This is a genomic window from Chloroflexus sp. (assembly GCF_034435895.1).
Taxonomy (GTDB): domain Bacteria; phylum Chloroflexota; class Chloroflexia; order Chloroflexales; family Chloroflexaceae; genus Chloroflexus.
The window spans coordinates 14,286-39,558 of record NZ_DAOTWH010000198.1 but is presented as its reverse complement, the minus strand read 5'-3'; the positions used below and the strand labels follow the sequence as shown (position 1 = coordinate 39,558).

Sequence of the window (25,273 nt, the reverse complement as noted above, 5' to 3'; positions counted from 1 at the left end):
CCAGTGCCGAGAACTCTTCGGCGGCAGCCGCAATCACGGGGAACACGGTCGAAGAACCATCGATCACAATGTCGCCCTTCAACGAAGCGAGCGGAGACTCAGGCGTTGCCGTCGGCTGCGGAGCGGCTGTGGGAGCCGGAGCCGCCGTCGGGGCCGGAGCTGCTGTCGCTGGCGCAGCCGGCGCCGTAGTCGCCGTTGGCTGCGCTTGTTGCTGGCCGCCACACGCTGCGATCATCGGGATCAACAGCGCCATCAGCATGAGACCGTAGATCCACCGTTTCGCATTACCTACCATACGTTTCGTTTCTCCTTACACCTCTACTATCTGCAAACTGCAAGCGCACCCTACCTTGGCAGAATGTCTGCCCGGCTTATGACACATCATGGTGCGACACTCTGGCAGGATGCAGAGAGCGACGCTTGCACGCATACGATACAGGGTTCTGGTTAAGAACGCATCATTTAATTGTTAAGAGATTGTTAAATGCAGGTAAACGTTCGGCAGGAAAAGACAGCTATGGACGCAATGCCAACGGGATATAGACGTGTGAGACGAGCGCCGCAACCCGCACCTGCGCCGTGCCGACGATGCTCCCCGGCCCGCTCAGACTGATGGTGAGCAGACCAACATCGGCGACATCAGCCGGCGTGAGAGAGACGCGCAGGGTTTGGCCATTGATGAAGGAGGTAGAACGGGGCTGGCCGTTCACCAACGCTTGGGTTGCCGCAGTGAAATCAACCCCGTAGAGCAGCAGCGCCAGCGACGGTTGGTTGCGCGCTACTATGGGCGGCGTAGCGACCAACGGCACTTGCAATTCAAATGCCCCCAGATCGCAGGCATTGAGTTGCGGGCGAGCGACACCGCGTTGATCGGCAGCCGGACAGGCAGCGCCAGCATCGCGAGCCGGACTATCGGCGGGAATCGCCATCGTTTGGCTTGGCCCGCCGTTGTTGGCCAACGCGCGCAGCATGGGATCACGAAACTGTGGGTCATTGGTTTGGTTAGGCGCGCTCTTGCCGGCAAAGCAGGTCACATCATTCCAAAAATTTCCGCCGGTCAAGCGCGGTGGATACTGCAAACTACGGCCATCGTGGGTCAGCTCGCGCGAACAGTGTTGCTGAATGTTCCAGCCATTGCCGCCATTGCCGGCTGTGTTGTAAGCAAAGAGGCTATTACTGACGCTGCCATTGCCGGAGTGGCTGATCGCACCACCCACCCAACCAGCGTAGTTGTTGGCAAAGGTGCTGGTTTCGATGATGAACGGCGCTGGCCGGTTGTTGAGGACATACAGCGCACCGCCATTAGCATTGAAACCATCGCCCTCCGCTCGATTCGCGACAAAGGTTGAATTGATGATCCGCAGCGCCACTTGCTGGGGAAACGCCACCGCGCCGCCAGCGCCATCTTCCCGCGGATTGCCATCAGCCCCCGGCGTGCGGCGGGCACGGTTGGTATGAAACAGGCTGCCGCTAATCAACACACTGGGATTGCCGGTACCGGAGCCAATGCTTGATCCGCCACCGCCGATCGCACCGCCTTGGCCGCGACTGCCGCCGATCACCGCGTTGTTGAGGAATGAACTATCAATCACCTCAAGGCCGCTGCTGTCTTCGTACATATTGGCGTGAATCGCGCCGCCGGAATTGTAGGTTTGGTTGTCTTGAAACAGGCAGCGCACCACCCGCAAACGGCGGTTGGCGCCGCCCAACCCATCAGCCGAAATCGCGCCGCCAAAGCTATCTTGCGGGCGGGCGCCGATGGCGGTGTTGCCGACAAAGACAGTATCCTCCACCGACAAACTGCTCTGCAACAGGTGGATCGCGCCGCCGGCGCCGTTGTTGGCGTGATTGCTTTCAAACCGGCTGTTGGTGACAATCACGGCCCCGCCGCGACTATAGATCGCGCCGCCGCCGTAATCGTAGGCATCGCGGCCCGCCGGCACTGACGTGAGCGTCGTTTGATTATCGCGGAAGGTCACGCGATCGATCACCAATGTCGGGGTAAAGGCAGGGTTCGCCGCCGCGAAGTAGCTCCGGATCGCGCCGCCGCTGCCATTGACGGCCGACTCATCGGTGCCGCCGCCGCTGGCTCTGCCGCCAATGATCGTCAGGTTCCGCAGTTCGAGCCGGCTAGCGCCAATCAGACCGGTGGTGTAATGGTCAATCAACCGGCTATTATTGCCTTGCAAGGTAATCCGTCCGCCGCCATCGATGATCGTCTGCGGCGCAGTGATGGTCAACGGGGCAGCGAGCGTAATGGTGTGCGGATTGGACCCGCAATTAAAACTAATCTCGCCGCCGCCGGCGACTGCTGTCGCCAACGCTGCGGCGGTGCAACTGGCTGGCGTGCCATTGCCAACCACGTTGGCTTGGGCGCGCGCTAGCGACGCCGGCCAGCCGGTGAAAGCCAGTATGGCGATCCACACCCAAAACATCGACCAGAACCGCAGGGCTGAGATACGAGCAAAAGCACGGTTCACGATCGTCTGCATAACCGGCCTTTCTGAGCGGAGCTGCTAGGTTAACGTGGCAGAGGGCATCACCGCCTGACACCCCTCTGCATCAAACATGCACCCGGTCTACCCCATCAATGCCTCGCGCAACGCGCCAAGCGGCAACCCGGCCAACGCCTCTTCATCACTGCCGGCCAGACTCGACCAGAGCACAATCGCATCGGGATCGAGCCGGTAACGAGCATCGAGCTGGCGCAACAGCCAGCGCAAGGCGCGCACCTGCGCATCGGTATCGCCGGCGTCGCGCGTCGCTGGCCATCCCGCCGGACGCTCAAGGGCAATGCCGACACTGATCCGGTTGAGATTGTAGCGGGTGCCGCCGCTAGTGGCAAACCCGGCATGCCATGCCGCCTTGGCTTCATCAACTAGCCGGTAGATGCGGCCATCGAGACCGATCAGGTAATGGGTGGCAAAACGGGCGTTGAAATCGGTCATTGCGGCGATCGTCTCCTCGGCTGGGCCGGGAATCGCGTGCAGCACCACCATACTCACCGGTTCACCGCCGCGTTCACCAAAGGCCATTGCCGGCGGCGTAACCTGCGTCATACTGAACCCACCATCGGTTGGCGGCGCGATCTCGGCGCTACGCACGGCTAACACCGGCGCCGGCATCGCCGCGCCGAGCACCGGCATCCCGTGCTGGCGCGCCAAATCGCTCAGACGCTTCACCTCGCTCCATTTCGGCACCACGTTGTAGAGCACATCGAGCGCAAACGGCTGCAAGGCGTAGGTCGTCTTTTCGAGCGTGATTTGATAGCTGTTGGCCAATGGCACACCGATCGCCCACTGGCGGGCCAGTTGGTGGAAGGCCCAATCGGGGCGATAGGTGGCGCCAGCTTGTTTGTACGTCTCGGTAAGCAACGCATCGCGCAAACGGATCGTCGCCGGATCGGTCGCCGTGCTGATCTGGCTCAACTGGCGGACATCCTTCCAGTTAGGCACCAGATTGTAGAGCGTATCAACCGCAAATGCCTGATAGGCATACTGTTTGCCGTCAACCGTGATTTGGGCGCTCTTACCGACCGGCGGCCCCAACTTACGGGCCACGGCGTACTGGTGGAAGGCCCAATCAGGCCGGAAGGGCGAACCGCCGGCTTGATAGGTTGCATCGAGCAAAGCGCGACCCAAGCCGCTCGGCGGAATACTGCCGCCAAGCAAATCGCTCATCGTCTTGACATCACCCCAATTCGGCACCTCGCAATAGAGAGTATCGCGCGCAAAGGGCTGGTAATTGTAAACCTTGCCCTCAAACGGCATCCGCGCGCTCGGCCCCATCGGCATGCCCAACTTGTGCTCAAGCGCGTACTGGTGGAAGGCCCAATCGGCATTGTAGCCTTGACCGTTGGTTTTATGTTTGTACCCCTCTTCCAACAAGGTCTCGATCAACAGTTCATCATCCGGCGCCGGCGTGCCAATCGGGCCGGGAGGCGGTGCAGGAGGCGGCGCGGCATTATTCAGATAGGCTTCGACTTGCGACCAGACCCATTCTTTGGTGACGGCCCAGCCGGGACAGCTCTTCTGATTGGTGTAGTCGCGGTGGAACGAGATGAGCTGGCGGGGCGGAATCTTGAGCCGGCGCGAGAGTTCGCCCATCACTGCAACCGAATGTTCCCAGACTTTCCCTGAAGGCAACACCTTATCGAAATAACCAACCATCTCCAAGCCGATCGAATACCAACCCTGCGCCAACGAGCCATTGCCGGTGCCGGCATGAATGCCGATCTGCGACATCGGCGTCGCCAGCCAAATCCCATCGGGGCCGGTAAAGATATGCGGCCCCGCCGTCCAACCTTTGCCGGCATAAAACTTCTGAATCCCGCGCATAGTGGTCAAGCCGCGCCACGTCGTCTCGTCGGGACGATAGGTGTGGTGCAGCACCAACCGGCTGGGCGCTAGGCGACCGAAATCGTACTTGGCCACATACTCACGCCACTCGGCGATGGTCAACATACGGTTGATAAAGGGCGGCGAGCCTTCGGTGGGAAAATCGGGCATAACCAAGCTCCTTCCGGCGCTAATCGGCCGCAGCAGCCAATCGCCGCGACCGGATGATCGATGCTGCGACCGCGACCAGCAACGTGACCACAATCACCGCGAGCGAGACGGTGGTGGGAATGTGCAACCCATGGCCGCCGAGAAACCAACCGGTAACCAACGGGGTGAGCATCTTGACCCCAATAAAAGACAGAATAATCGCCAACCCAAAGCGAAGGTAATAAAACGCGCGCATAAAGTTCGCCAGCAGGAAATAGAGCGAGCGCAGGCCGAGGATAGCGCAGATATTCGAGGTATAGACAATAAACGGATCGTGGGTGATGCCGAAGATAGCGGGAATCGAGTCAACCGCAAACAGCAAATCGGTACTCTCCACTATCACCAGCACGAGCAAGAGCGGGGTTGCGCTGAGCCGGCCCTCTTCACGCACAAAAAAGCGATCGCCGCGCATCTCGGCGGTCACCGGCAGAAACCGGCGCACTAAGCGAGCCAATGGATTCTGCTGCGGATCGACGTCAGGATCATCATCTTGAAAGAAGAGCCGCGCGCCAGTCACTAACAGAAAGGCACCGAAGACATAGAGAGTCCACTGAAACTGTTCAATCAATGCCGCGCCGAGCAAGATCATCGAACCGCGCATCAGCAGCGCGCCGAGAATGCCCCAGAAGAGCACGCGATGCTGGTATTGCGGCGGGACGCGAAAGTAGCCGAACAGCAATACGAAAACAAAGATATTATCAATACTCAGCGAGTATTCGACTACATATGCAGTGAGAAAGTTCAGTGCATCTTCGGGGCCGCGCCAGAGCCAGATCAGGCCGTTAAACGCCATCGAAAGCGAAATCCACACCAACGTCCAGATCCCGGCTTCGCGCGCCGACACCCGGTGCGAACGGCGATGGAACACCCCCAAATCAAGGGCTAATACGAAGAAGACAACTGCATGGAAGGCGATCCATGCCCAGATGGCGGTTTCCACGATCGCTCCTTGGTTCTACGATGGCGGGACGCACAGCCGTGCGTCCCTACAACAGGGTTACACATCGATGCGGTCGTCTTCGACGATCTGTTGCGGGAACCGCACCTGCGCTCGCATCCAACCGGCGGCTTCGTCACGGATCAAATTGAATGACCCATCCAGATCACTCTTGACCAGCGTTTCGATAATTTGCAAGCCCAACCCACTGCTGGGGCGCGGCGGCGGCGGCGGATGGCACGGGCCGTCATCGCGCACTTCCATAAATATCAGCCCTTGCTCAAGCACCGCTTCGACCTCGATCCGGCCACCTTCGGCAGCGAGGCCATGCGTCAACGCATTATCAATCAATTCGTTAATGACTAACGCCAATATGGTCGCATCGCGTGAGCCAATCCGCACCTCATCGCCAAGGATGACAAACTCAACCCGGACATCAGACTCGATCAGCGGGGTCTGGACGTTCTCGATCACTTGCCGGGCGACGGCGCCGACCGTCGTCACGCCGATATCATCACGCGATAGCAAATTGTGAATGGCGGCAATGGCTTGAATACGGGCCGCGCTCTCACGCAACGCTTTCGCGCCGGGACTGGCGGGGTCAAGCCGGCGCAACTGCATCGACAACAGTGCAGCGATCGTTTGCAGATTATTGCGCACGCGGTGGTGCATCTCTTTGAGCAGGGCCGACTTGACCCGCAACGCGCGCAGGCTCTCTTCGTAGAGGCGGGCATTTTCGATGGCGATCGCCGCTTCGTCAGCAAAGGTATTGAGGAGGCGAACCTGCTCATAATCAAACAAGTGCGGTTCGCTGCGGTAGAGACAGATACCGCCGATCGTGCGGCCACGGGCGCGCAACGGCATGCAGAAGAGCGAATGGAAGTTCTCGCGGCGGGCCACCTCAGGCAACTGCGGAAAGCGCGCATCTTGATAGGCATTCATCACGGCCAGCGGACGGCCATCGCGCACAGTCTGAATAATCAGGTCACGCACGCCATCGCCTTCGCCGCCATAACTGGCCACCAACTTCAGATTGCCATCTTCGCCAACTTGAAAGATGGTCGCCCGATCAACCTTCGACAAATCGACCGCCTTTTCAGCGATCAGATTCAACACATCGTGCAAACCGATCTGCTCGGCGATTGATTTTGAGACCTGTTGAAGCGTGGTTAACTCACGCAACTTCTGATGCAGGCGTTCATCGGTTTGCTGGTAGAGCTGGGCATTGGCGATGAAGAAAGCCAATTCGCCGGCAGCCATCTCGACAAACGAAATCTCTTCTTGGGTAAAATCGCGTGGTGCGATCGTCTGCACCGTTATCACGCCTTGCAGCTTATCGGCGCTAAACTGGAACCGCTCAGCCGAGAAGAGCACGATCGGCACCGCCAGCATCGAGCGAAAAATCTCTTCGCCGAGTTGCGGCTCGCGGTGGTAGCGCGGATCTTTATAGACATCGCTCACCGAGACCGGATAACCGAGTTGGGCCGCCCAGCCAGTCACTCCCTCACCTAGACGGGCCACCACCTGCCCGACCGCCGCCCGGTTGAGGCCATGGGTCGCGCGTAAGACCAGATCATCGCGGTGCTTGTCGTAGAGATAGATCGAACAGACCTCGACGTTCATCACGCGCGCTACCGTCTCAACCACGGTTTGCAGCGAGGTATCGAGGTCGAGAGTCGAATTGGCGGCGGAAATAATCCGGTGAAGACCATCGAGCTGGTCGGCGCGTTCGACCAGCCGCGCCTCCCATTCGCGGGTGCGCTGTTCTTCTTGGGCCGCGCCAAACGCGAGCAACAATTCGCTGACCACCACCCCTTGCGGCATTGGCAAGCGGGCGGAGAGGTGCAATCCTAGCTCGGTCAGCACCTCGGCCAAACCGCCGCAGGCATGCCACTCGGTACCGATCTGCCGCAACAAGCTTAGGCGCATCGCCGGATCAGACTGGTGTTCTAGCGCATCGATCAACATGCCGATCGACGGAATTGTCTCGCGCAACGCGCCGATCAGATCAGGCGGTTGCGATGTCAGCACCTCATACATAGGCAGGCTAGTTGCGCTCATAGGCCACCCTCAACGAATGTTTGGGTCAATTATACCCCGTCGCGCAAGGATGATCAGCGCCAGCGCGTGAGAATCTTCTCGCGCTGAAAGGCTTGGGTTGCCAACCAGAGCAAACCTACCGCAACCAATGCCAACACCAGCGAGAAGAGCAGCGCCACTGCCGGATCGAGCACAAACAGCCCCAGCATCTGGCCGAAGAAGAGCAACATCACCGGCACAATCAGCACGCCGGCGATCTGCTGCGCGCTGCGTGGATCGTTTACCCGCGCCGAGACCATCACCGTCAGCGCAACGGAAATGAGGGCCAGCAGCGGGCTGGCTGACAGCAACATGACGATCCACCCCGGATGCAACACCAACCCCGGCACTACCGGATCGATGGCGACGAAGCCTAAACCGGCGGCAAAGAGCAGTGCGCACAGCCATGTCAAGGCGATACCGGGAATAATCGCCGCCAACACCTTGCCCAGCAACAAATCGCCGACCGAAATCGGCGCCGCCAGCAGCGGCTCAAGCGTGCGGCGATTCTTCTCGCCGACGATGCTGTACGACGCGAGCACATTGGGAATCACCATCGGCAACAGCAAAAAGAGGGTCGAAAACTGGCGGCCAAAGATCACTTGGGCTAAGGCTTCGAGACCGAGACCGGCCAACGCCGGATCGATCGCCGCAGCCGGGATCTCGGCGGTATCAGGATCACTGACCAACCCCATCGCGAAGATTAAGCCGAGGGCAAAGAGCGGCAAGATCAGCGGCGGCACAAAGGTGCTGAACAGCAACCCGCGCGAACGACGCAGCTCCAGCCACTCTTTGCGGATCAAGACGGTGATGCGATCCCAATGGAGCATAGCGATTCTCGCTCTCTATACTATGGCAGCATGCCATGGAGTGGGGCAGTTTAACTGCCGCATTCCACACGTGCAAGCGACCACCTCATCTGTCCAACGTTTAGCTGGCGCCGTCTACCGTGACCGCCTCTTGCATCAGCTCGAGGTAGACCGTCTCGAGCGAGGGGGTAAACGGTTCGAGATAGCAGATATCGGCGCCGGCAGCGACCAACGCGTGCACCAGCGCCGGATTATGCTGGTCAGGATTGGCGATCCGCACCAACAACACCCGCTCCTCGGCATCAACGCCGGACACAAACGGCAACTGCTGCACCAACGGCGCCAGCGGCGCCGCAGGGCCGGCTAGCACGATCCGCACGCTCTGGCCAAACAGGCGGGCGCGGAGGTTGGCCGGCGTATCGAGCGAGATCAAACGGGTACGGAAGACGCCGATCAGATCGCACAACTCATCAGCCTCGGCCAGATTATGGGTGGTGAGAAAGATCGTGCGCCCGCCGGCGCGCAGCGTCTTGATCACATCACGCACCGCCCGCGCCGCAGCCGGATCGAGACCGGCGGTCGGCTCATCAAGAAAGACCACCGGCGGATCGTGGAGCAAGGCCCGCGCGATCGCCAACTTCTGGCGCATGCCTTTAGAAAAACCGCCAACCGGATCGTTGCGCCGTTCCCACAATGCAAACAGCCGCAGATAGTGGGCAGCGCGCTCGGCGGCTTGCGTTGCCGAGAGACCATAGAGCCGGGCGAAAAATATCAGATTTTCGAGCGCGCTGAGGGTATCGTACAAGCCGGGAGTTTCGGTCAAGATACCGGTCGCGGCCCGCACCGCGGCGGCTTGAGTTTGCACATCAAACCCGGCCACGCAGGCAGTGCCGCTCGATGGCGCAATCAAGGCGCACAACATACGCACCGTCGTCGTCTTGCCGGCGCCGTTGGGACCAAGAAACCCAAAGATTGTCCCCGCTGGAATTGCCAGATCGAGATCGGCAACCGCCACCAGACGATCAAAGTGGCGGGAGAGACGGTGGCATTCAATGGCATTCATAGCATTCTCGTGATCAGATCGCGACAGCGGCTGGCGGAGCAGGCAACAGACGCTACAGGATTGCAAGCCGTGTTTACCTTAAAAATATTATGACAAGTTGAAACCGCGGACAAGAAGGCGCGTTACTTACGAAGCGCGTTGGCGCTGGTTGATCGGTTACTGGTAGCAATCTTGTTAGAGGATTGCTGCGGGCCTGACGTAACCGCGCCATGACATAGTACCACAAGCGATGGCGTTGGCGCAGCGGAAAGCCAGCCATGCTGAGCTTAAAACTACGATGCCCCACGCGGCGAAGCAATCTCATGCGAGCGCGGGAGGTACCCGCGCAGCGGCTATATCTCGCTACAGCGGAAGATTGCTGCGGTCGGGCGGCCCCTCGCTGCGCTGGGGCCGCCCGACCGCGCCATGACAGATGCGGGCGCACCCCGTTCCCCCGTTGTCATTGCGAGCCGAGCGCAGCGAGGCGAAGCAATCCCCTGCAAGCACGGGAGCTACCCGCGCAGCGGCTATATTTCGCTGCAGCAGGAGATTGCTGCGGGCGCTCTGCGCCCGCGCAATGACAAGAGGGCAATACTGGCCCCCACCCCGTGCCCTTCCCCCACCGGGGTTCAAGAGCAGACAGAACATCTGATCCGGTACCCAGCCCTCAAGGGCTGGGCTACAGTTTACGAATCCCGCTGCGCGGGCTGATGCCCCCACCCCTTGCCCCTCCCCCGCCGGGGGAGGGGTGGATCGCTCCCGCTCCCTTCGGGGAAGAGATGAGCACCGCTCCTCGATGTCCCACTCGCAACACACATCACAAAGTATCGCATGCAAAGATTCCTGAGTTCTCTATAATAGCGAGTGCAGGGGCAACTGTTTGATAATGGAGGGTGTATGGCGCGGCAAGATTTAGCCAGTCTGATCCGGAACATTCCCGACTTTCCGATCCCCGGCATTCAGTTCAAAGATATTACGACCCTGATCGGCAACGGGCCGGCGTTTAGCGAAGTGATCGACCGGTTGCACGAACGGTACCGCGACCAACAGATCGACGCCGTGGTTGGCATCGAGTCGCGCGGGTTCATCTTTAGTGCGCCGCTCGCCTATCGGCTTGGCGTCGGGCTCGTGCCGATTCGTAAGCCGGGCAAACTACCGGCAGCGACCTACCAGATCGAATACCAACTGGAGTACGGGACAAACAAGTTAGAGATTCACCGCGACGCCTTCCAGCCGGGGGCGCGGGTGCTGGTGATTGATGATCTGCTGGCGACGGGAGGCACCATTGCGGCGGCGTGCGATTTGATCGGGATGGCCGGCGGGCAGGTGGCCGAATTAGCCTTTGTGATTGAACTGACGTTCCTCAACGGGCGGGAGCGATTGCGCAATCATAACATCTTCTCACTGATTCAATTTTAAGCGCCCTTGGTGCGAAAGCGCGGCGGCAGACAAAGCGCTTGCCGCTGCGCTTTCAGCGCAACAGTTTGCGGTGATCTTGACATACGTGTTATACTAGACCCAAATCCCGGATGCAAGATGATCGTAGCGCTCCGTGACTCCTGCGCCGCTGGCGCTGCGACAATTTCCCCATTTTCACATCGCCGAGCAGGCATCGCGCTCATTACCGGCTCTCGTTGTATGCTGGTTCAATACACAACAAAGTAAGCTCGTTTCTGCATGCTTATGAATACCGCCCGATCCAACCGGCCAAAGGATCTGGCGCGTGTGAGTGAATTCAGTCTTGTTTCCCTTCTTTCTTGCTGTTCCAAGGAGTACGTATCGTGATGACGGTGGCCGAACTAGAAAACAAAACGCTCGCGGATTTGCGCGAGATGGCGCGTAAACTTGACATCTCAGGGGTTAGCGCCCTCAAAAAACGTGAATTGATCGACAAATTACTGCATGCGCAAACGATCGAACAATCGGTTGATCCCGACACCATTTACAGTGACGGTATTTTAGATATTATGCCGGAAGGGTTTGGCTTTTTGCGCGGCAATCGAATGCTCTCCAGCCCCGAAGATGTGTATGTGTCGCAATCGCAGATTCGCCGGTTTGCCTTGCGCAGCGGCGACCGGATCTGGGGGCAGATTCGCCCGCCGAAAGAGAGTGAGCGGTATTATTCGCTCTTGCGAGTCGAAAAGATTAACGACCTCGACCCCGAAACGGCGCGCAACCGGCCCTTCTTTGATCAACTGACCCCGATCTTTCCTAACGAACAGATCAAGTTAGAGACAGAGCCAAACCTCTTGCATACGCGGCTGGTCGATCTGATTGCCCCGATCGGGCGCGGCCAACGCGGCTTGATCGTCTCGCCACCCAAAGCCGGCAAGACGATGCTGCTCAAAGCGATTGCCAATGGCATTACCAGCAATTACCCAGACATTCACTTGATGGTGCTGCTGATTGGTGAGCGGCCCGAAGAGGTGACTGATATGCGCCGTTCGGTGCGCGGCGAGGTCATCTCTTCGACCTTTGACGAGCCGGTCGAAAATCATACCAAAGTCGCCGAAATGACGCTTGAGCGAGCCAAGCGGCTGGTTGAGATCGGGTATGATGTGGTGATCCTGATGGACTCGATCACCCGGCTGGCCCGCGCCTACAACGTGGCCATGCCGCCGAGTGGGCGCACTCTCTCAGGCGGGATCGATCCGGTGGCGCTCTACCCGCCCAAACGCTTCTTTGGCGCGGCGCGCAATATCGAAAACGGCGGTTCGCTTACGATTATCGCCACGTGCTTGATCGATACCGGCTCGCGCATGGATGATGTGATTTACGAAGAATTCAAAGGCACCGGCAATATGGAGCTGCACCTCGATCGCAAACTGGCTGAAAAGCGCATCTTCCCTGCGATTGATATTCAACGTTCGAGCACCCGCCGCGAGGATCTCCTGCTTAGCCCAGAGACGCTCCGTCAGGTGTGGACGCTGCGCCGCATGGTGAGCATGCTCGGCGACAACGAGGGTACCGAGCTGATGCTAACCCGGATGGCGAAGACCAAATCGAACGCCGAATTTCTGCAAACCTTGAACAAGAGTTGAAACGTTTGAGGCAGGCAGTGCGTAAATTGTTGCGTCTGATGTCGAACCCGCCGCAGCTGTAGGAGGCCTCGGTATGAATTGTCCGCAATGTGGCTCACCTGTTGCTCCCGGAACACGTTTTTGCACGAATTGCGGGTATCCCTTGGCGCCGGCTACGCCAACGCCGCCACCCGTACCACCCACCCCAGCCTCGCTGATCCCGCCGTCAGGTGATGCTGCGAGTATGGCCGATGTGTACGATGGCCGTCCCGGTGAACGGCTCGATCTGCCCGAACCGCCAGTCGCAGGCACCGGCGTTGGCGCCAGCGGTCTCCGCTTCAAGATCATCGGCACGACGATGCAGGCGGTCATTCTGGAGGTGCCTGCCGGCCAGACCGTCTTTTCGGAACGCGGTGGTATGAGCTGGATGAGCGCCAACGTCCAAATGCAGACCAACATGGAAGGCGGCTTGGGCGGGGCATTTAAGCGGATGTTCTCAGGCGAGTCGATCTTTATGGCCAACTTCACACCGCAAGGCGGGCCGGGGATCATCGGCTTCTCGGCTGAGCTGCCGGGCAAGATCATCCCGCTCAATCTTGGGCCGGGGCAGGTGATGATCTGCCAAAAGGACTCCTTTATGTGCGCTGAGCGCAGCGTCTCGCTCGATATTCACTTTCGCCGCAAACTCGGCGCCGGCTTCTTCGGCGGCGAAGGCTTTATTATGCAAAAGCTAACCGGGCCGGGGCTGGCGTTTGTCGAGCTGGATGGCGATATTATCGAGTATACGTTGGAAGCCAACCAGATGCTGAAGGTAGACACCGGCCACGTCGCAATGTACGAGCCAACCGTCCAGTTTGATGTCGAGATGGTGCGCGGCTTCAAGAACATCCTTTTCGGCGGTGAAGGGTTGTTCTTGACGACCTTGCGCGGGCCGGGGCGAGTCTGGCTGCAAACGATGCCAGCAATGAATTTGGCCAAGAAGCTCGCCAAATACTTGCCGAGCACCGGCGGATCGAGCAGTTCGAGCGGGATCAATTTTGGCAGCTTGTTTACGGGCGAATAGGAGAGCCGAGCGGCGCGCTAGCTATCCGTGAAAAGCTTTGGGGCAGAGCATGCTCTGCCCCTCTACGACTGCTCATCGTAACCAACCGCTAGACACAAACAGCCCGCCAAGAGCAGGCTGTATGAGTATCCTCCCGGCTGGCTGAGCGAGCAAGGGCTAGACGAGATTGACCAACTCGTTCGCCGTGCGTCGCATATCGAGGAACACCAGACCGAGCTTGGCCCGGCTTTGCGCCAGCGCAGTCAATACCGCTTCCTCACCGATAGCCATTAGGATGACGTACCCTTCTTCACCACGCACAAAGACCTGATCGAGCTGCCCGCGTTTTAATTCGCTGGCAATTCGCTCACCGAGCGAGAGCATGGCGGCGCTCATCGCCGAGACGCGATCTTCTTCGACATCTGCCGGCAGCGCCGAAGCCATGATGAGGCCATCGACGCTCACTACGGCGGAGGCCTCAATATCGGGCGTGTTCATCGATAGGGCCTTTAGATGCCGCACCATCTCTTCGGTTCTGCTTGCCATTCATATCCTCCTTAGAGGCCGTCAGCCAGTTCGGGACAAAGACGAAACCGTGTGGGCCTTGATACTGACTAGTGCAGAACTACCTTTACGACGGCCTACACGTCGCTTATTCTACTACATCTTTGCAAGCGCAGCAACTAGGTTTGCCGGCTTTTTGCCCATTGAGCGTTTGGTAGACCGTGGACATTGCTGTCATTGTAAGGGGTTTTGCGCTGTTGGTCAACTCGGTTACGGCGGCGCAAACCGGCTGCGGAGGATCTCATCGGCGGTAGTCACGGCCTGTTCCGGAGTGAGCAGGCCGCGCACGGCGCTAAGGTGCATATCAACCAGCGTCGTCCAGACCACTTCATTTGCGAGCCGGTCGGCCGGCATTGGCAAGCCTTGCTGAGCCTGTACGCGAAAAGCGCGGGCCGCCGCCAACTGCACCCGATCATCGAGGTCGGTGTCACTGAGCTGAAGGGCCAGTTGGGTGGGTTGGCGACCGGCAGCCAACAAGGAGCGCTGGCTACTGACCTCGATCATAAACCGCATAAACGCTTGCGCGGCAGCTTGTTCGGCCTGATCGGTCAAACGGGCATTGACCACGATCACATCAGCCTGCACATACGGTTGCGGCGGGCGATCGGTAGCGTTCAGCTTCGGCAGCGGCGTCACGCCAAGCTGGTCGTTCCAGATCGCGCGATACTCGGCTTGGGCATGGGACCAATCGATGGTCATAATCGCCTCACGAGCTTGCAAGACCCGATCAACCACGACGCCGTCGAGCGTTGCCAGCACGCGCTCATCGCGGTAGAGTTCGCTCAACCATGCCAACCACCGCTCGGCGCCGGCCCGCCCGCTTTCACCTAACACTACGGCGCCATTCTCGTCAAACACCCGGCCACCAAAGGCATACAAGTAGCCGATGGTTCGATCAAGGGCAAGATTATAGGCAAACCCCCACACCGGCGGCGTTCGCTCGCGATCGGTGAGCGCCCGTCCGGTTAGCAGTAGCTCTTCGACGCTACCCGGCGGTTGGAGCACGTTGGCGCGGTTGTAGTACAAGGCCAACGTATCAAAACTGATCGGCAGGCCGAACAGCGCGGGCTGATCGCCGACGGTCACGCGAGCCGCGCCGGCAGCGGCGGGAATCAGACTATTCAATTCGCTGGCTGATATCAGGTCATCGAGCGGGCGCAGCGCACCTGCACTCACGAGCATACCGAGCGTATGGCTCTGGACGATCGCGAGATGCGGGCCGCCACCCTCATTCACTGCCGTGGCCACGTCCATCGGCAGCGACACCGCTGGTCGCGCTTGCACAATAATCTGCCATTGCGGATACGTCTGATTAAACTGATCAACGAGGGTTTGCAAAACACGGCCTTCGGCTGCCGGCCACGCATGCCAGAGGCGCAGTATGACGCGGTCGGATCGATTGGGTGGTGCGCTGGCCGGCGGCGCGGAACATGAGATAAATACCAGCAGCCAGAGCAGCAGCAAGCGGCGAAACAAAAACTGGCAACGCACATCATCCTCGCTTGATCAGCCGGGCTGTTTCATTATAGCAGGATGCGTGCGGGGATTGAGGATGGCCGCAAAGAAACGTAATCAGCGCAAAGGAAGCGCTTATCAGCCTTACGCCCGATTGACAGAATTACCAACACCCGCTACAGTAACAGTTCAGCCATCAACCAGAGGAGGTGTGATGATGCGCGTCGGGCTTGACTTTGGCACCACCAACTCAAGCGCTGCGGTCTACGATGGTCACAACCTGCGCTTGCTTGACCTTGACCCGGTGAATGTGCAACCGGCGATTCTGCGCTCGACGCTGTTTATCACCCGCGAGGGCGTGCCGTTCATTGGCCGCGAGGCGATTAACCGCTTTACCGAAGGCAATGTCGGGCGCGAGATTGAATACGTTTGGAAATACATTGGCGACGCCGAATTGACCTTCGCCGAAAGCGGCACAGTGACGCAGGCGCTGTACGTCAAAGTTGACGCCAACGCGCCGGGTCGGTTGTTTCAGTCGCTCAAAAGCAGTCTGCGCGACCGCAGCTTCCAGAAAACCAACGTCTTTGGCGTCTATTACACGTTGGAAGAGTTGATTGCCCTCGTCTTGCGTATGATCATCGAGCGGATCGAGCAGCAGCTCGGCCAGCCAGTCAGCCATCTGGTGATCGGGCGACCGGTGCATTACGCGAGCGACCCGGCCAGCGATGCACTCGCCTTCCAGCGGATGCAAGCGGCCTGCCGGCTGGCCGGGATCAGATCGTTCAGCTTTTTGGAAGAACCAACGGCGGCGGCGCTGTCGTATGCCCGCACCAACCAGCGCGAGCAACGGGCGCTGGTGTTTGACTTTGGCGGCGGTACGCTCGACATCACGATTATGGAACTAGACAAGCGCGGACGGCCTACCTTCTTGGCGACCGACGGCGTGCCGGTCGGCGGTGATCTGCTCGACCGCCGGATCGTGATGGGCCGGTTGCTGCGTCACTTCGGCGAAGGCGCAACGCTAGGAGCGCGCCGGTTGCCGTTTCCGAACCACGTGCTCGAACATTTGAGCGAGTGGCAGGCAATTATTGACCTGACGCAGCCTAAATATCTGGCGATTATTGATGAAGCGGCAGCGATTAGCGACCGTCCGCGTGAATTGCAGGCGCTGCGCACATTGGTGCGCAAGAACTACGGTCTGCCGATGTACGAGGCGGTGGAACGCACGAAAGTGGCGCTATCACAAGCTGAACGAGCGACATTCACGCTCGATATGGGCGAGATCACGGTGCGCGACGAGATCCCGCGCTGGGACTTCGAGCGGCTGATTGGCCCCGACATACGCGCGGTCGAAGCCTGCATTGATCGAGCTTTGAAGACAGCCGGATTGCGACCTGAGCAGATCGATGTCGTGCTGCGCACCGGCGGCAGTTCACGTGTACCGCGCTTCGTGCGGATGCTGAGCGAGAAGTTCGGCGCTGACAAGCTGCAAGAGATGGATGTCTTTACCAGCGTCGCGGCGGGGTTAGCGATTCAAGCGGTCAACGAATGGGATAACGAATGAACGAATGGGAAGGTGTTGATCTCGTAAAGTTGACCGGCGGTGTGGTTCGTCATTGGCCGGCAAGGCGCAATAGCCGCACTGCCCGCCGGCTGGCGCGTCACTGAACGGCACAGCGCAATAGCCACACCGCCGAGTAGCGCTACAGAGCTTGCCCGTTATCGCAAGCCGTACTGATTACAATGCACATTAGGTACGGTTACACCATCGTTACACCCTCTGGATATAGTGGGCGCAGTGATAACCCAACCCGAAGGGATTGCAGTATGGATGCCATGCCTCCCAACGATGCGTCCGCCTACTTATTCCAATGGCCGTTTGGCGCCGCCGGTTTTGACGAGATTGTCCGCTCGCCTGAAATCTTCTCCTCTCATCTCAACTCTCAACGCATCGCTCGCTGCCAATCTTAATCGCCGGCTGACGAGCATGGGCATTGGCGACGGCAGCACAATGCTCGTGCAAGCGGTCGAATTTAATGCGAGCAAGGGTTCTTATACCGTCGTCTTTTCGCCAGAAGGCCAACGCATACTGTCGCTTGGCAAAGCGACCCTGATGGGCAACGGCCAGTGCCCAATGCTCGTTGATGTGTAGGGTCGGATCGTGGAAATAGGCCGTATTTCCCAGCATTCCGTGCGGGTGGTGGCATCTCTGGCCATTGTACCAGTCGCAGCAGCGCATATTATCGCCATCGGCGATCTCGTCCAGCGGATCGAAAAGATCCGCCAAGGGGTGAACTGGCTTATGATGATGCGCCAGATCGATACAATGGGCCAGATTTGAGCGCATCTTTTATGCGGCGCGTGAACTCTGCACGCGACCGATCGATCAAGCGGCGCGGTATGGAACTGTGGCGGATGCGGCAAGAGCTGCGCGAGCTGCGCGCGGCGTTGCGCCGGGAATGGCAAGCCAAACTTGAACAGATAAAGGTGGAACCGCTCTGGGTTGATCAATTGCCACCCGATTTCGCCGAGTGGATCGCGCGGAATCCGTTGATCCCGCAACAATACAAGGAAACGCTGCGCAACGGCGGCAAACTGCCTCCCGACATTGTCGAGTGGATCTTGCGGAATCCGTTGAATTCGGATGATGTATAATAACGCGCTCGCCCAAGAACAGAAGAAGGCAACCCAAGCGCTCGATCAGACGTTGGTCTACCCGATGCTGATCGAACTGGGATGGCGGCTGGAGCATGTACTGGCTATTGCCAGCCAGACCGCGCAAGAGTTTTGGGGTCGATCAGCAATGAGGTGGATGACGTTGCGAAGATTGTGCAAGCCATCGCCGAAAAAGGGCAGCGGGTTAAATTGCAGTATTGGCTCGTCGAGCCGTATAACGAGCTGGTTGAGCGTTATCGCCAGCCCAGTAGTTCGGCGCTGCCCAGTCCATTGCCGGCGTAGCAGTTGTTATCCGCCTTCCCACTTCAGCGGGAGTGATGCACGCAGGCATATCATTCGCTGAAGGGGGAGATTGCTGCGGGCGCTGATGCGCCCTCGCAAGGACATATCCCTCTTCGCGTCCTCGGCGGTAAAAAACCTCTCTACCGCTGGGTTAGGCCCCCACCCCCGGCCCCTCCCCCGCTGGGGGAGGGGAAGCGACACCGTTCAGGTAGCCCGTTCCGCTAAAGCAGGAGATTGCTGCGGGCGCTGACGCGCCCTCGCAAGGACAAAAGGGCGGCAGCGCCACTACCGGTTGTCGTTGCGAGCGGAGCGTAGCGAAGCGAAGCAATCCCCCGCGAGCACGCGAGCGGAACCTTTCTGCCGAAGGGGGAGATTGCTGCGGGCGCTGACGCGCCCTCGCAAGGACATATTCCTCTCCGCGTCCTCGGCGGTAAAAAAGCCACGAAAAGACACAAGAATCATAAATTTGTGCCTTTTGCGTCTCTTTGCGGCTATTCGGCCCAATACCCTCATCCCCTTCCCCGCTCCCACTGGCGCGGGCATGGGGCAATCGCTGCCTTCCATATCTTGAAAGCCCTGTAAGCCCTCGCCCCACAACGTAACACCACCGGTTATAATAGGCGCGAAGTTTCTTCTGCGGAGCGCCTATGCCGTTTCAACAGCAACTTGACGAAGCGATTGAGGTGTTGCAGGCCAGTGCAGCCCTCGTTCCAGCAATCGATGAGATCACTACGCTGGCAGCGGATGCGTTGCTAGCGGGGCACACGCTTTACACCGCGGGGAATGGCGGCAGCGCTGCCGATGCGTTGCATTTGGCGGAAGAGCTGATTGGCCGCTACCGCGGCAATCGCCGTCCGCTGCCGGCGATCTGTCTCAACGCCGATATTGGCGCGCTGACGTGCATTGCCAACGATTTTGGCTATGATGAGGTGTTCGCTCGCCAGCTCGCCGCGCTGGGCAAACCGGGCGATGTGTTGGTGGTGTTTAGCACGAGCGGTCATTCACCCAACATTCTCAATGTGTTGCGCACAGCACGCACCAAAGGCGTGATCAGCATCGCGCTGCTCGGCAAAGATGGCGGCACGGCCCGCGCGTTAGCCGATCACGCGCTGATTGTGCCGAGCAATAATACTGCCCGCATTCAAGAGGCGCATACGCTCATTCTGCATGCTATTTGCGAAGAGGTTGAGCAACGGTTAGCGAACGCCATCGATGGAGTAATGGCGTAGAGCAAAACCTCGGAAAATGATATGATCGCTTGTTCCGCACCAGTACCAAAGAGGGAGTTATGAACCGTATCCTTGTCACTGAGAAGATCGCCGCCGAAGGTCTGAACGTTTTGCGCCAAGCCGGTACAGTCGATGTCCGGCTGGATCTCGACAAACCAACATTGTTGTCGATCATTGGCGAATACGACGCGCTAGTCGTGCGTTCGGCGACGAAGGTCACTGCCGAGGTGATCGCTGCCGGCGAGCGACTGCGGGTGATCGGACGGGCCGGCACCGGCGTCGATAATATCGATGTCGAAGCGGCTACCCGGCGCGGTATTATTGTGGTCAACGCGCCGGCATCAAACAATGTCGCCGTCGCTGAGCTGACGATCGGTTTGCTGCTCTGCCTTGCCCGTCGCATCCCGCAGGCGCATGCTTCGGTGCAGAGCGGGCGGTGGGCGCGCAACGATTTTATCGGTTGGGAGGTGCGCGGCAAAACGCTTGGCCTCGTCGGGTTGGGACGGATTGGTTCGGAGGTGGCGCGGCGAGCGCGGGCGATGGAGATGGAGGTGATCGCCTATGACCCGGTGGTCTCGTTCGACCGCGCCGAGCAGTTGGGAGTGGCGCTGGTGACGCTCGATGAGCTGGTGCAGTGCAGCGATGTGATTTCGCTGCACGTGCCGTTGATCGAAAGCACCCGCAACTTGTTCGACCGCGAGCGGATCATGCAGATGAAGCGCGGCGCGTATTTGATCAACGCTAGCCGCGGCGGGATTGTTAATGAAGCAGCGCTGGTTGAAGCGCTCAACGATGGTCATCTAGCCGGCGCGGCGCTCGATGTCTATGCCCAAGAGCCGCCACCCGCCGATAGCCCACTGATTGGTCACCCCAAGGTGATTACCGTCCCGCACATTGGCGCTTCGACTGCCGAAGCGCAACTGAGCGCCGGCACCGAGATGGCCGAAGGCGTGGTGACGGCGTTAACTGGCGGCACGCCGCGCTATGCGGTGAATGCGCCGTTTGTGGCGCCGGAGGCGTGGAACGTGTTGCAGCCGTACCTCAATCTGGGCCGGCTGCTCGGCACGCTGGTGATGCAACTGGTGAAAGACCCGGTGCGCAGCTACGATCTCGAACTGGGTGGCGAGCTGGCCGAGATGGACACCCAACCGGTGCGGCTGGCGGTGTTGCAAGGTTTGCTGGCGGCCAGCAGCGTCGAGCGGATCACACCGGTGAACGCGCCGATTATTGCCCGCGAGCGCGGCCTGCGCATGACCGAACGGGTCAGCCCGGAAGCCGAGAACTACGCCGGTTTGATCACGCTGCACGTGCAGACGGCGGAACGCAGCCGCACCTTTAGCGGCACGGTGCTGCGGGGGGAACCGCACATTGTGCAAATGGACGGCTACTTCGTCGATTTTGTGCCGCAGGGATCGCTCTTGATTACCTACCACCACGATCAGCCGGGGATGATTGGTAAGGTCGGGCAACTGCTCGGCGCAGCGGATGTCAACATTTCGGGCATGTACGTTGGCCGGCGCGCCCCTCGCGAACAAGCGGTGATGGTCTTGACGCTCGACGAGCCGGCTCCGCCGCAGGTGATGGAGCAAGTGGCAGCGATTCCGGGGATCGATGCGGCGTTTAGCGTGACGTTGTAGCAAGGGTTCCTCTCACCCTCTTGCCCCCTCTCTCACCTGACGGCGGGAGAGGGGGACATTCTTTCTAACTGTCACCACGCAGCGATGCGCCGGCCCCGCGTAAGTCACAGCGTAGGCAACCATAAAAGAAATAGGGCGAGGTTAAACCTCGCCCCAACAAGCGTGACCGTTTGTGCCTTACGCCGCGCTCTCGGCCTCGGCCAACTTCTTGGCCGGCGCTGACAGCAGGCGGCGATCCAGCCGGAACATCGTCACGATGCCGAGCGCCTGCACCGCAGCTAGCGCCGCCAGCAAGACGAAGTAGACCGGCGAGAACTTCTCAACCAACCCGTTCTGCACCAGACCGACGTGCAGGAAGAACATCCCGAACACGAACAAGCCAACTGCCGGGCAGATCAGACCGTATGAACCGGGGCTGCGCGACGGGCCGCTCAGATAGGTGCGGAAGTAGCCAACCCGCTGCAACACCGACCAGCCGAACAGACCGACCAACATTTGCAGGCTGAAGAAGACCGCCGTGATCAGCAGACGATGCGCTGGCTCGATGTGCAGCTCAAAGCCGTTGTGCAGGCCGTGGCTAATGCGCAAGAAGGCAATCCCGATCAGGGTCAGCAGCGGGATCGGCATCCACAAGCTCGGCCCAGCCTCAACCGCCAAGCCGCTGGTCAACATTGCCCGCGTCCCCAACACCAGCAACACCAACCCTAAGACAATCGCCGTCGAGATGAAGAAGATCGAGGCGATCATCGCGATACCGATCGTCAACTTGACCGTGCTCATCGCTGCCGGCGCAGCCAGACCAACGCCGATCATCGCGAAGGCGAAGGCCGCCAACAATTGGGTGAGGTTATTGTTGCGCGTGCAGTCGAAATGACCATTAGCAATGGCGCGACCAAAGATATCGGCAAAGATGCGCAGCGCCAGCGCACCCACTGCCAAGAAGGCCGTCAACGAGAAGGGGAAGAGATATTCAACCACGTTCCACAGGCCGGGCACAAACACTGCCCCGAGAACGAAAAGCACGTTAATCGACATCGCCAAGGTGAGCGGCAACGTCATCAGCATCACCGCGCCGTTGGTCTCGCGCAGTTGCACATACGCGCTGCTGCGGCGGAACTGAGCAAACTCGCTCAGATTCCAGATCAGCGATTGGAAGTGGCGGATAGCGAAGAGCGCAATGCCAGCCATCGCCAACAGCAAGAGCGCTTGCCCGATCAGATCTGACTTCACCCAGAGAGCGGCAATGCTATCGAACGTCACAATGGGCGTCTTCGGATGGGGAACGAGAAAGTTCAACCAGATAAAAAAGGTAATAGCCGTACCGCCATTACCGAGCGCCGCCAAAAAGTAGGTTGGCACATACCGCTCGCCGAGCGTCCGCAATCCCGTCAAACGACCGATCAACTGACTCATGGGCGTGTGACCTCCTCCTTAGACTTGAATATTTTGACCTTTCGCCCATAAGATGCAACGTATGAGGAGGAGGTTACAGGATTCAACAAACAAAATGGGGCAACGCATGCGTCGCCCCGCACTGGTTTGATCACGCTCGTTACCGGCCTTTGGCAGCGGCTAACGAGCGCCGGCCACGGGCAACATGCTGCGGCGCCGGCGCCGCGACCAGCCAGAGCAGCGTTGTCATGATCATGGCTGACAACAGACACCACAGACACGTCGCCCCAATCACAAACGGCTCAAGAAAGGTGAGGTAAAGTGAGAAGAGCGTACCGGCCAGCGCCATCACGACTAACGCTTGCCGAGCAAAGCGGACGTTGACGAAGCGATCAAGCAGCCATGCCACAATGATCGCGAGATAGCCAGCCAAACCAATCAACCCCACCGGAATGCCAAACCAGCGAGCATACAGGCTTTGGTGAACGGCATTGCAATCGCCGACCGGCCCGCAGACCGCACTCTGCTGGTTCAATTCGACGAAGGCTAGATAGCCGGCTAATAATACTCCCACCCCCGCCAACGCCGGGATCCAGCGCGAGCGGGTGACGGGCAACGGACGGTCGAAGGGCCAGCGCAGGCGCGTAACGGCGACAAAGAACGCAATCGCCATACCGGTCAGCACCAGCAACGCGAGCGTATTGGCGAACGGATCGCGGCTGAATGGCGACGATGCCGGTGGCGCGATCGGTGCAGCGCCAGCCTCAAACGTCGTCGTCAACGGCTCGATACCGGGGATGGCTGGCCATGCATTCCCGCCAGCGGCAAGGGCTTGCTCGATCAAACCGGGTAGCCGGATCGAGATCTCATCACTGCCAACCAAATGGGTTTGGCCAAAGAACAGGGCCGGCACGCCTTGCCGGTACGCTGGAACAGCAAAGGTTTGCAACGCCGCGCTGTACAGCGAGTTACCAGAAGGCGTCGAAGCATCAATCGTGAGAATGTGCAACTGGCTGCCGTAGCGGGTCTGCAATGGCGGCAACACCTCATCGAGCACAGTGTGGCAATGCGGGCAAGCAGGCGAATAGAAGAGCACGGCGCGCGCAACCGGCGCTTGTGCAAACGCTGGCGACACGCCGAGCACGGCGATAAACACCAACAGCGCAACCCAACAGCGACGGGAAGCCATGACAACCTCCTTTCAGCACTACGTGCATGGTATTGGTTGCCACGGCTAGCGACTAGCGCAAATCACCCAATGAATAGGTGCGAGTCACGCAACCTAGCCCAACGGCGTATAGATCGAGCCACGCGGCGTCAGTTGGCTGCGGAAGAGAATGGGGCGCTCGCTCTGCCACACTATCGGTTGTGGAACGACCGCGGGCAACGCCGCGCGAAGCGCGCGCAGCTCTGCCGGTGTCGCTTCGGGGCGGGCACGGGCAAGGGTGATGTGAGGGGTAAACGGGCGGGAATCGGTGGGCAACCCAACCGATTGCACAACCTCGGCAAGTGATTGATAGAGGGTTGCTAAACCGGCCAGATCGCCGCTCAGCCCAACCCAAACAACACGCAACGAGCCGGTTAGCGGGAAACAACCTAGCTGGTCGAGACTGAGACGCAAGGCAGGTACGGAGATCGCGCGCATCCCGGCAAGCAACGGTTCGACTAGCCGTTCTGGCGTCTCACCTAAAAAGTGGAGGGTTAGATGCATACCGACCGGGTCGCTCCAGCGCACGGCCCGGCTATGCGCACTGAGGCGCATCTGCACATCGCGCAGCTCACGACGCACCTCGTCCGGCAAGTCAAGCGCGATGAAGAGGCGCATCGTCGGTTCGGAAGTTGGTGATGCCTGAGCCATAGTAATCCGGTGAATCTGCCAGCGAACCCAATGCTATTGTACAACGAAGAGTAACTGCCGGTTGAGCGAGTGCATAACTGAAGACGGTAGATGAAATTGCACGAGAAGATGTTAAATTTCTGCCGTAAGAGTTGACAAGATGCTAAACAATAATCTACAATTTATCCAACATCTTACTTGCAAATATTCACTACTATGCCAACTTTATTACGTATCGGCCCATACCGATTATATTTTTATTCGTATAAATGTGATGATCCTCGCCATATTCATATAGCGTGACAACCTAAGCGCTAAGTTCTGGCTTAATCCGGATGTCAGGTTGGCAGAAAATCGAGGTTACAATCGCAAAGAGTTACGCGATATTGAACGGATCGTTCGTTCACACTTGGAGTTATTACGCTATGAGTGGGACAATTTCTGTCACGATAACCCTACCTAGAATAACGCACGTTTCGATCAGTGATGATACCCTTACGGTTGATTTGGAAGACGGGCGAACTATTTCGGTGCCAATTGCATGGTATCCGCGCTTAGCGTATGGAACACCGGCAGAACGGTCCAACTTCCAGATCAGCAGTGCTTTATGGTATCCATTGGCCGGATCTAGACGAAGATATTGGTATTGAGGGATTATTAGCCGGCAAACGTTCCAAATGAGAGCGCAGCATCGTTCGAGCGCTGGTTACAGCGACGACAGCAAA

General features: G+C 59.0%; 22 protein-coding genes and 2 pseudogenes. 12 read left to right on the top strand and 12 right to left on the bottom strand.

The window, feature by feature from the left end; all coding sequences use genetic code 11:
* From U9R81_RS11745 to U9R81_RS11715, 7 genes and pseudogenes are all read right to left on the bottom strand, one after another.
* A pseudogene (locus U9R81_RS11745) lies at window positions 1-295 on the bottom strand (phosphate-binding protein); the annotation flags it as partial.
* Between the two features lie 220 nt (window positions 296-515).
* Window positions 516-2,492, bottom strand: a complete 1,977-nt coding sequence (locus tag U9R81_RS11740) for a choice-of-anchor Q domain-containing protein (RefSeq protein ID WP_322495636.1) — start codon at window positions 2,490-2,492, stop codon at window positions 516-518.
* A gap of 87 nt (window positions 2,493-2,579) precedes the next feature.
* Window positions 2,580-4,508 (bottom strand): peptidoglycan recognition family protein, encoded by a 1,929-nt coding sequence (locus U9R81_RS11735; protein WP_322495635.1) that lies wholly within the window; start codon window positions 4,506-4,508, stop codon window positions 2,580-2,582.
* A 19-nt stretch (window positions 4,509-4,527) separates the two neighbouring features.
* Window positions 4,528-5,487 carry a TerC family protein gene (locus U9R81_RS11730; protein WP_322495634.1) on the bottom strand — a complete coding sequence of 320 codons (960 nt, stop codon included), beginning with the start codon at window positions 5,485-5,487 and terminating at the stop codon, window positions 4,528-4,530.
* Window positions 5,488-5,544: 57 nt separating this feature from the next.
* A complete protein-coding gene (locus U9R81_RS11725) occupies window positions 5,545-7,545 on the bottom strand; it encodes a GAF domain-containing protein (protein WP_322495633.1) in 2,001 nt (666 codons plus the stop codon).
* Between the two features lie 53 nt (window positions 7,546-7,598).
* Entirely contained in the window at window positions 7,599-8,393 is a 795-nt protein-coding gene (locus U9R81_RS11720) for an ABC transporter permease subunit (protein WP_322495632.1), read from the bottom strand.
* A gap of 100 nt (window positions 8,394-8,493) precedes the next feature.
* Window positions 8,494-9,435: an ABC transporter ATP-binding protein gene (locus U9R81_RS11715; protein WP_322495631.1), complete on the bottom strand. Its 942-nt coding sequence runs from the start codon at window positions 9,433-9,435 to the stop codon at window positions 8,494-8,496.
* Between the two features lie 876 nt (window positions 9,436-10,311).
* Here U9R81_RS11715 and U9R81_RS11710 point away from each other — a divergent pair.
* The 3 genes from U9R81_RS11710 to U9R81_RS11700 all read left to right on the top strand — a co-directional run bounded on the left by U9R81_RS11710 (window position 10,312) and on the right by U9R81_RS11700 (window position 13,497).
* Complete coding sequence (locus U9R81_RS11710; protein ID WP_066789559.1) at window positions 10,312-10,833, top strand: adenine phosphoribosyltransferase; 522 nt, start codon at window positions 10,312-10,314, stop codon at window positions 10,831-10,833.
* Window positions 10,834-11,198: 365 nt separating this feature from the next.
* Window positions 11,199-12,455 carry a transcription termination factor Rho gene (gene rho / locus U9R81_RS11705; RefSeq protein ID WP_322495637.1) on the top strand — a complete coding sequence of 419 codons (1,257 nt, stop codon included), beginning with the start codon at window positions 11,199-11,201 and terminating at the stop codon, window positions 12,453-12,455.
* A gap of 73 nt (window positions 12,456-12,528) precedes the next feature.
* Window positions 12,529-13,497, top strand: coding sequence for a TIGR00266 family protein (locus U9R81_RS11700; protein WP_322495630.1), 969 nt, complete (start codon window positions 12,529-12,531; stop codon window positions 13,495-13,497).
* A 156-nt stretch (window positions 13,498-13,653) separates the two neighbouring features.
* Here the strand turns inward: U9R81_RS11700 and U9R81_RS11695 are convergent, their stop codons facing one another.
* The gene (locus U9R81_RS11695) at window positions 13,654-14,022 is read right to left on the bottom strand and encodes a roadblock/LC7 domain-containing protein (RefSeq protein WP_322495629.1); all 369 of its coding nucleotides are present in this window, start codon (window positions 14,020-14,022) and stop codon (window positions 13,654-13,656) included.
* A gap of 228 nt (window positions 14,023-14,250) precedes the next feature.
* Window positions 14,251-15,531 (bottom strand): sugar ABC transporter substrate-binding protein, encoded by a 1,281-nt coding sequence (locus U9R81_RS11690; RefSeq protein ID WP_322495628.1) that lies wholly within the window; start codon window positions 15,529-15,531, stop codon window positions 14,251-14,253.
* A gap of 178 nt (window positions 15,532-15,709) precedes the next feature.
* On the opposite strand from U9R81_RS11690, the gene U9R81_RS11685 reads away from it, so the two are divergent.
* The 7 genes from U9R81_RS11685 (at window position 15,710) to serA (ending at window position 21,319) form a co-directional block, all read left to right on the top strand.
* Window positions 15,710-17,059: an Hsp70 family protein gene (locus U9R81_RS11685; protein WP_322495627.1), complete on the top strand. Its 1,350-nt coding sequence runs from the start codon at window positions 15,710-15,712 to the stop codon at window positions 17,057-17,059.
* A 285-nt stretch (window positions 17,060-17,344) separates the two neighbouring features.
* Window positions 17,345-17,647, top strand: coding sequence for a hypothetical protein (locus U9R81_RS11680; RefSeq protein ID WP_322495626.1), 303 nt, complete (start codon window positions 17,345-17,347; stop codon window positions 17,645-17,647).
* Between the two features lie 48 nt (window positions 17,648-17,695).
* Window positions 17,696-17,836 (top strand): hypothetical protein, encoded by a 141-nt coding sequence (locus tag U9R81_RS11675; protein WP_322495625.1) that lies wholly within the window; start codon window positions 17,696-17,698, stop codon window positions 17,834-17,836.
* A gap of 59 nt (window positions 17,837-17,895) precedes the next feature.
* The gene (locus U9R81_RS11670) at window positions 17,896-18,150 is read left to right on the top strand and encodes a hypothetical protein (protein WP_322495624.1); all 255 of its coding nucleotides are present in this window, start codon (window positions 17,896-17,898) and stop codon (window positions 18,148-18,150) included.
* Window positions 18,151-18,303: 153 nt separating this feature from the next.
* The gene (locus U9R81_RS11665) at window positions 18,304-18,453 is read left to right on the top strand and encodes a hypothetical protein (RefSeq protein WP_322495623.1); all 150 of its coding nucleotides are present in this window, start codon (window positions 18,304-18,306) and stop codon (window positions 18,451-18,453) included.
* A gap of 647 nt (window positions 18,454-19,100) precedes the next feature.
* Window positions 19,101-19,682, top strand: a complete 582-nt coding sequence (locus U9R81_RS11660; protein ID WP_322495622.1) for an SIS domain-containing protein — start codon at window positions 19,101-19,103, stop codon at window positions 19,680-19,682.
* 59 nt (window positions 19,683-19,741) lie between these two features.
* The gene (gene serA / locus U9R81_RS11655; RefSeq protein WP_322495621.1) at window positions 19,742-21,319 is read left to right on the top strand and encodes a phosphoglycerate dehydrogenase; all 1,578 of its coding nucleotides are present in this window, start codon (window positions 19,742-19,744) and stop codon (window positions 21,317-21,319) included.
* Window positions 21,320-21,496: 177 nt separating this feature from the next.
* Here the strand turns inward: serA and U9R81_RS11650 are convergent, their stop codons facing one another.
* From U9R81_RS11650 to thpR, 3 genes are all read right to left on the bottom strand, one after another.
* Window positions 21,497-22,732, bottom strand: a complete 1,236-nt coding sequence (locus tag U9R81_RS11650) for a TsoY family (seleno)protein (protein WP_322495620.1) — start codon at window positions 22,730-22,732, stop codon at window positions 21,497-21,499.
* A gap of 139 nt (window positions 22,733-22,871) precedes the next feature.
* A complete protein-coding gene (locus U9R81_RS11645) occupies window positions 22,872-23,900 on the bottom strand; it encodes a vitamin K epoxide reductase family protein (RefSeq protein WP_322495619.1) in 1,029 nt (342 codons plus the stop codon).
* Window positions 23,901-23,993: 93 nt separating this feature from the next.
* A complete protein-coding gene (gene thpR, locus U9R81_RS11640) occupies window positions 23,994-24,569 on the bottom strand; it encodes an RNA 2',3'-cyclic phosphodiesterase (RefSeq protein ID WP_322495618.1) in 576 nt (191 codons plus the stop codon).
* Window positions 24,570-24,891: 322 nt separating this feature from the next.
* Here thpR and U9R81_RS11635 point away from each other — a divergent pair, with 322 nt between their 5' ends.
* Entirely contained in the window at window positions 24,892-25,011 is a 120-nt protein-coding gene (locus U9R81_RS11635; protein ID WP_322495617.1) for a hypothetical protein, read from the top strand.
* Window positions 24,974-25,229 (top strand): annotated as a pseudogene (locus U9R81_RS11630) (DUF2442 domain-containing protein). Before U9R81_RS11635 ends, U9R81_RS11630 begins: the two are co-directional and overlap by 38 nt.
* Window positions 25,230-25,273 lie beyond the last annotated feature (44 nt).

Excerpts from the sequence above, each read along its gene's own strand:
- U9R81_RS11685 (WP_322495627.1), top strand. The coding sequence starts at position 15,710 with ATGATGCGCGTCGGGCTTGACTTTGGCACCACCAACTCAAGCGCTGCG.
- U9R81_RS11650 (WP_322495620.1), bottom strand. The coding sequence starts at position 22,732 with ATGAGTCAGTTGATCGGTCGTTTGACGGGATTGCGGACGCTCGGCGAG.
- U9R81_RS11695 (WP_322495629.1), bottom strand. The coding sequence starts at position 14,022 with ATGGCAAGCAGAACCGAAGAGATGGTGCGGCATCTAAAGGCCCTATCG.
- U9R81_RS11700 (WP_322495630.1), top strand. The coding sequence starts at position 12,529 with ATGAATTGTCCGCAATGTGGCTCACCTGTTGCTCCCGGAACACGTTTT.
- rho (WP_322495637.1), top strand. The coding sequence starts at position 11,199 with ATGACGGTGGCCGAACTAGAAAACAAAACGCTCGCGGATTTGCGCGAG.
- U9R81_RS11715 (WP_322495631.1), bottom strand. The coding sequence starts at position 9,435 with ATGAATGCCATTGAATGCCACCGTCTCTCCCGCCACTTTGATCGTCTG.
- U9R81_RS11645 (WP_322495619.1), bottom strand. The coding sequence starts at position 23,900 with ATGGCTTCCCGTCGCTGTTGGGTTGCGCTGTTGGTGTTTATCGCCGTG.
- serA (WP_322495621.1), top strand. The coding sequence starts at position 19,742 with ATGAACCGTATCCTTGTCACTGAGAAGATCGCCGCCGAAGGTCTGAAC.
- U9R81_RS11680 (WP_322495626.1), top strand. The coding sequence starts at position 17,345 with ATGCGTCCGCCTACTTATTCCAATGGCCGTTTGGCGCCGCCGGTTTTG.
- U9R81_RS11710 (WP_066789559.1), top strand. The coding sequence starts at position 10,312 with ATGGCGCGGCAAGATTTAGCCAGTCTGATCCGGAACATTCCCGACTTT.
- thpR (WP_322495618.1), bottom strand. The coding sequence starts at position 24,569 with ATGGCTCAGGCATCACCAACTTCCGAACCGACGATGCGCCTCTTCATC.
- U9R81_RS11670 (WP_322495624.1), top strand. The coding sequence starts at position 17,896 with ATGGAACTGTGGCGGATGCGGCAAGAGCTGCGCGAGCTGCGCGCGGCG.
- U9R81_RS11660 (WP_322495622.1), top strand. The coding sequence starts at position 19,101 with ATGCCGTTTCAACAGCAACTTGACGAAGCGATTGAGGTGTTGCAGGCC.
- U9R81_RS11725 (WP_322495633.1), bottom strand. The coding sequence starts at position 7,545 with ATGAGCGCAACTAGCCTGCCTATGTATGAGGTGCTGACATCGCAACCG.
- U9R81_RS11740 (WP_322495636.1), bottom strand. The coding sequence starts at position 2,492 with ATGCAGACGATCGTGAACCGTGCTTTTGCTCGTATCTCAGCCCTGCGG.
- U9R81_RS11720 (WP_322495632.1), bottom strand. The coding sequence starts at position 8,393 with ATGCTCCATTGGGATCGCATCACCGTCTTGATCCGCAAAGAGTGGCTG.
- U9R81_RS11735 (WP_322495635.1), bottom strand. The coding sequence starts at position 4,508 with ATGCCCGATTTTCCCACCGAAGGCTCGCCGCCCTTTATCAACCGTATG.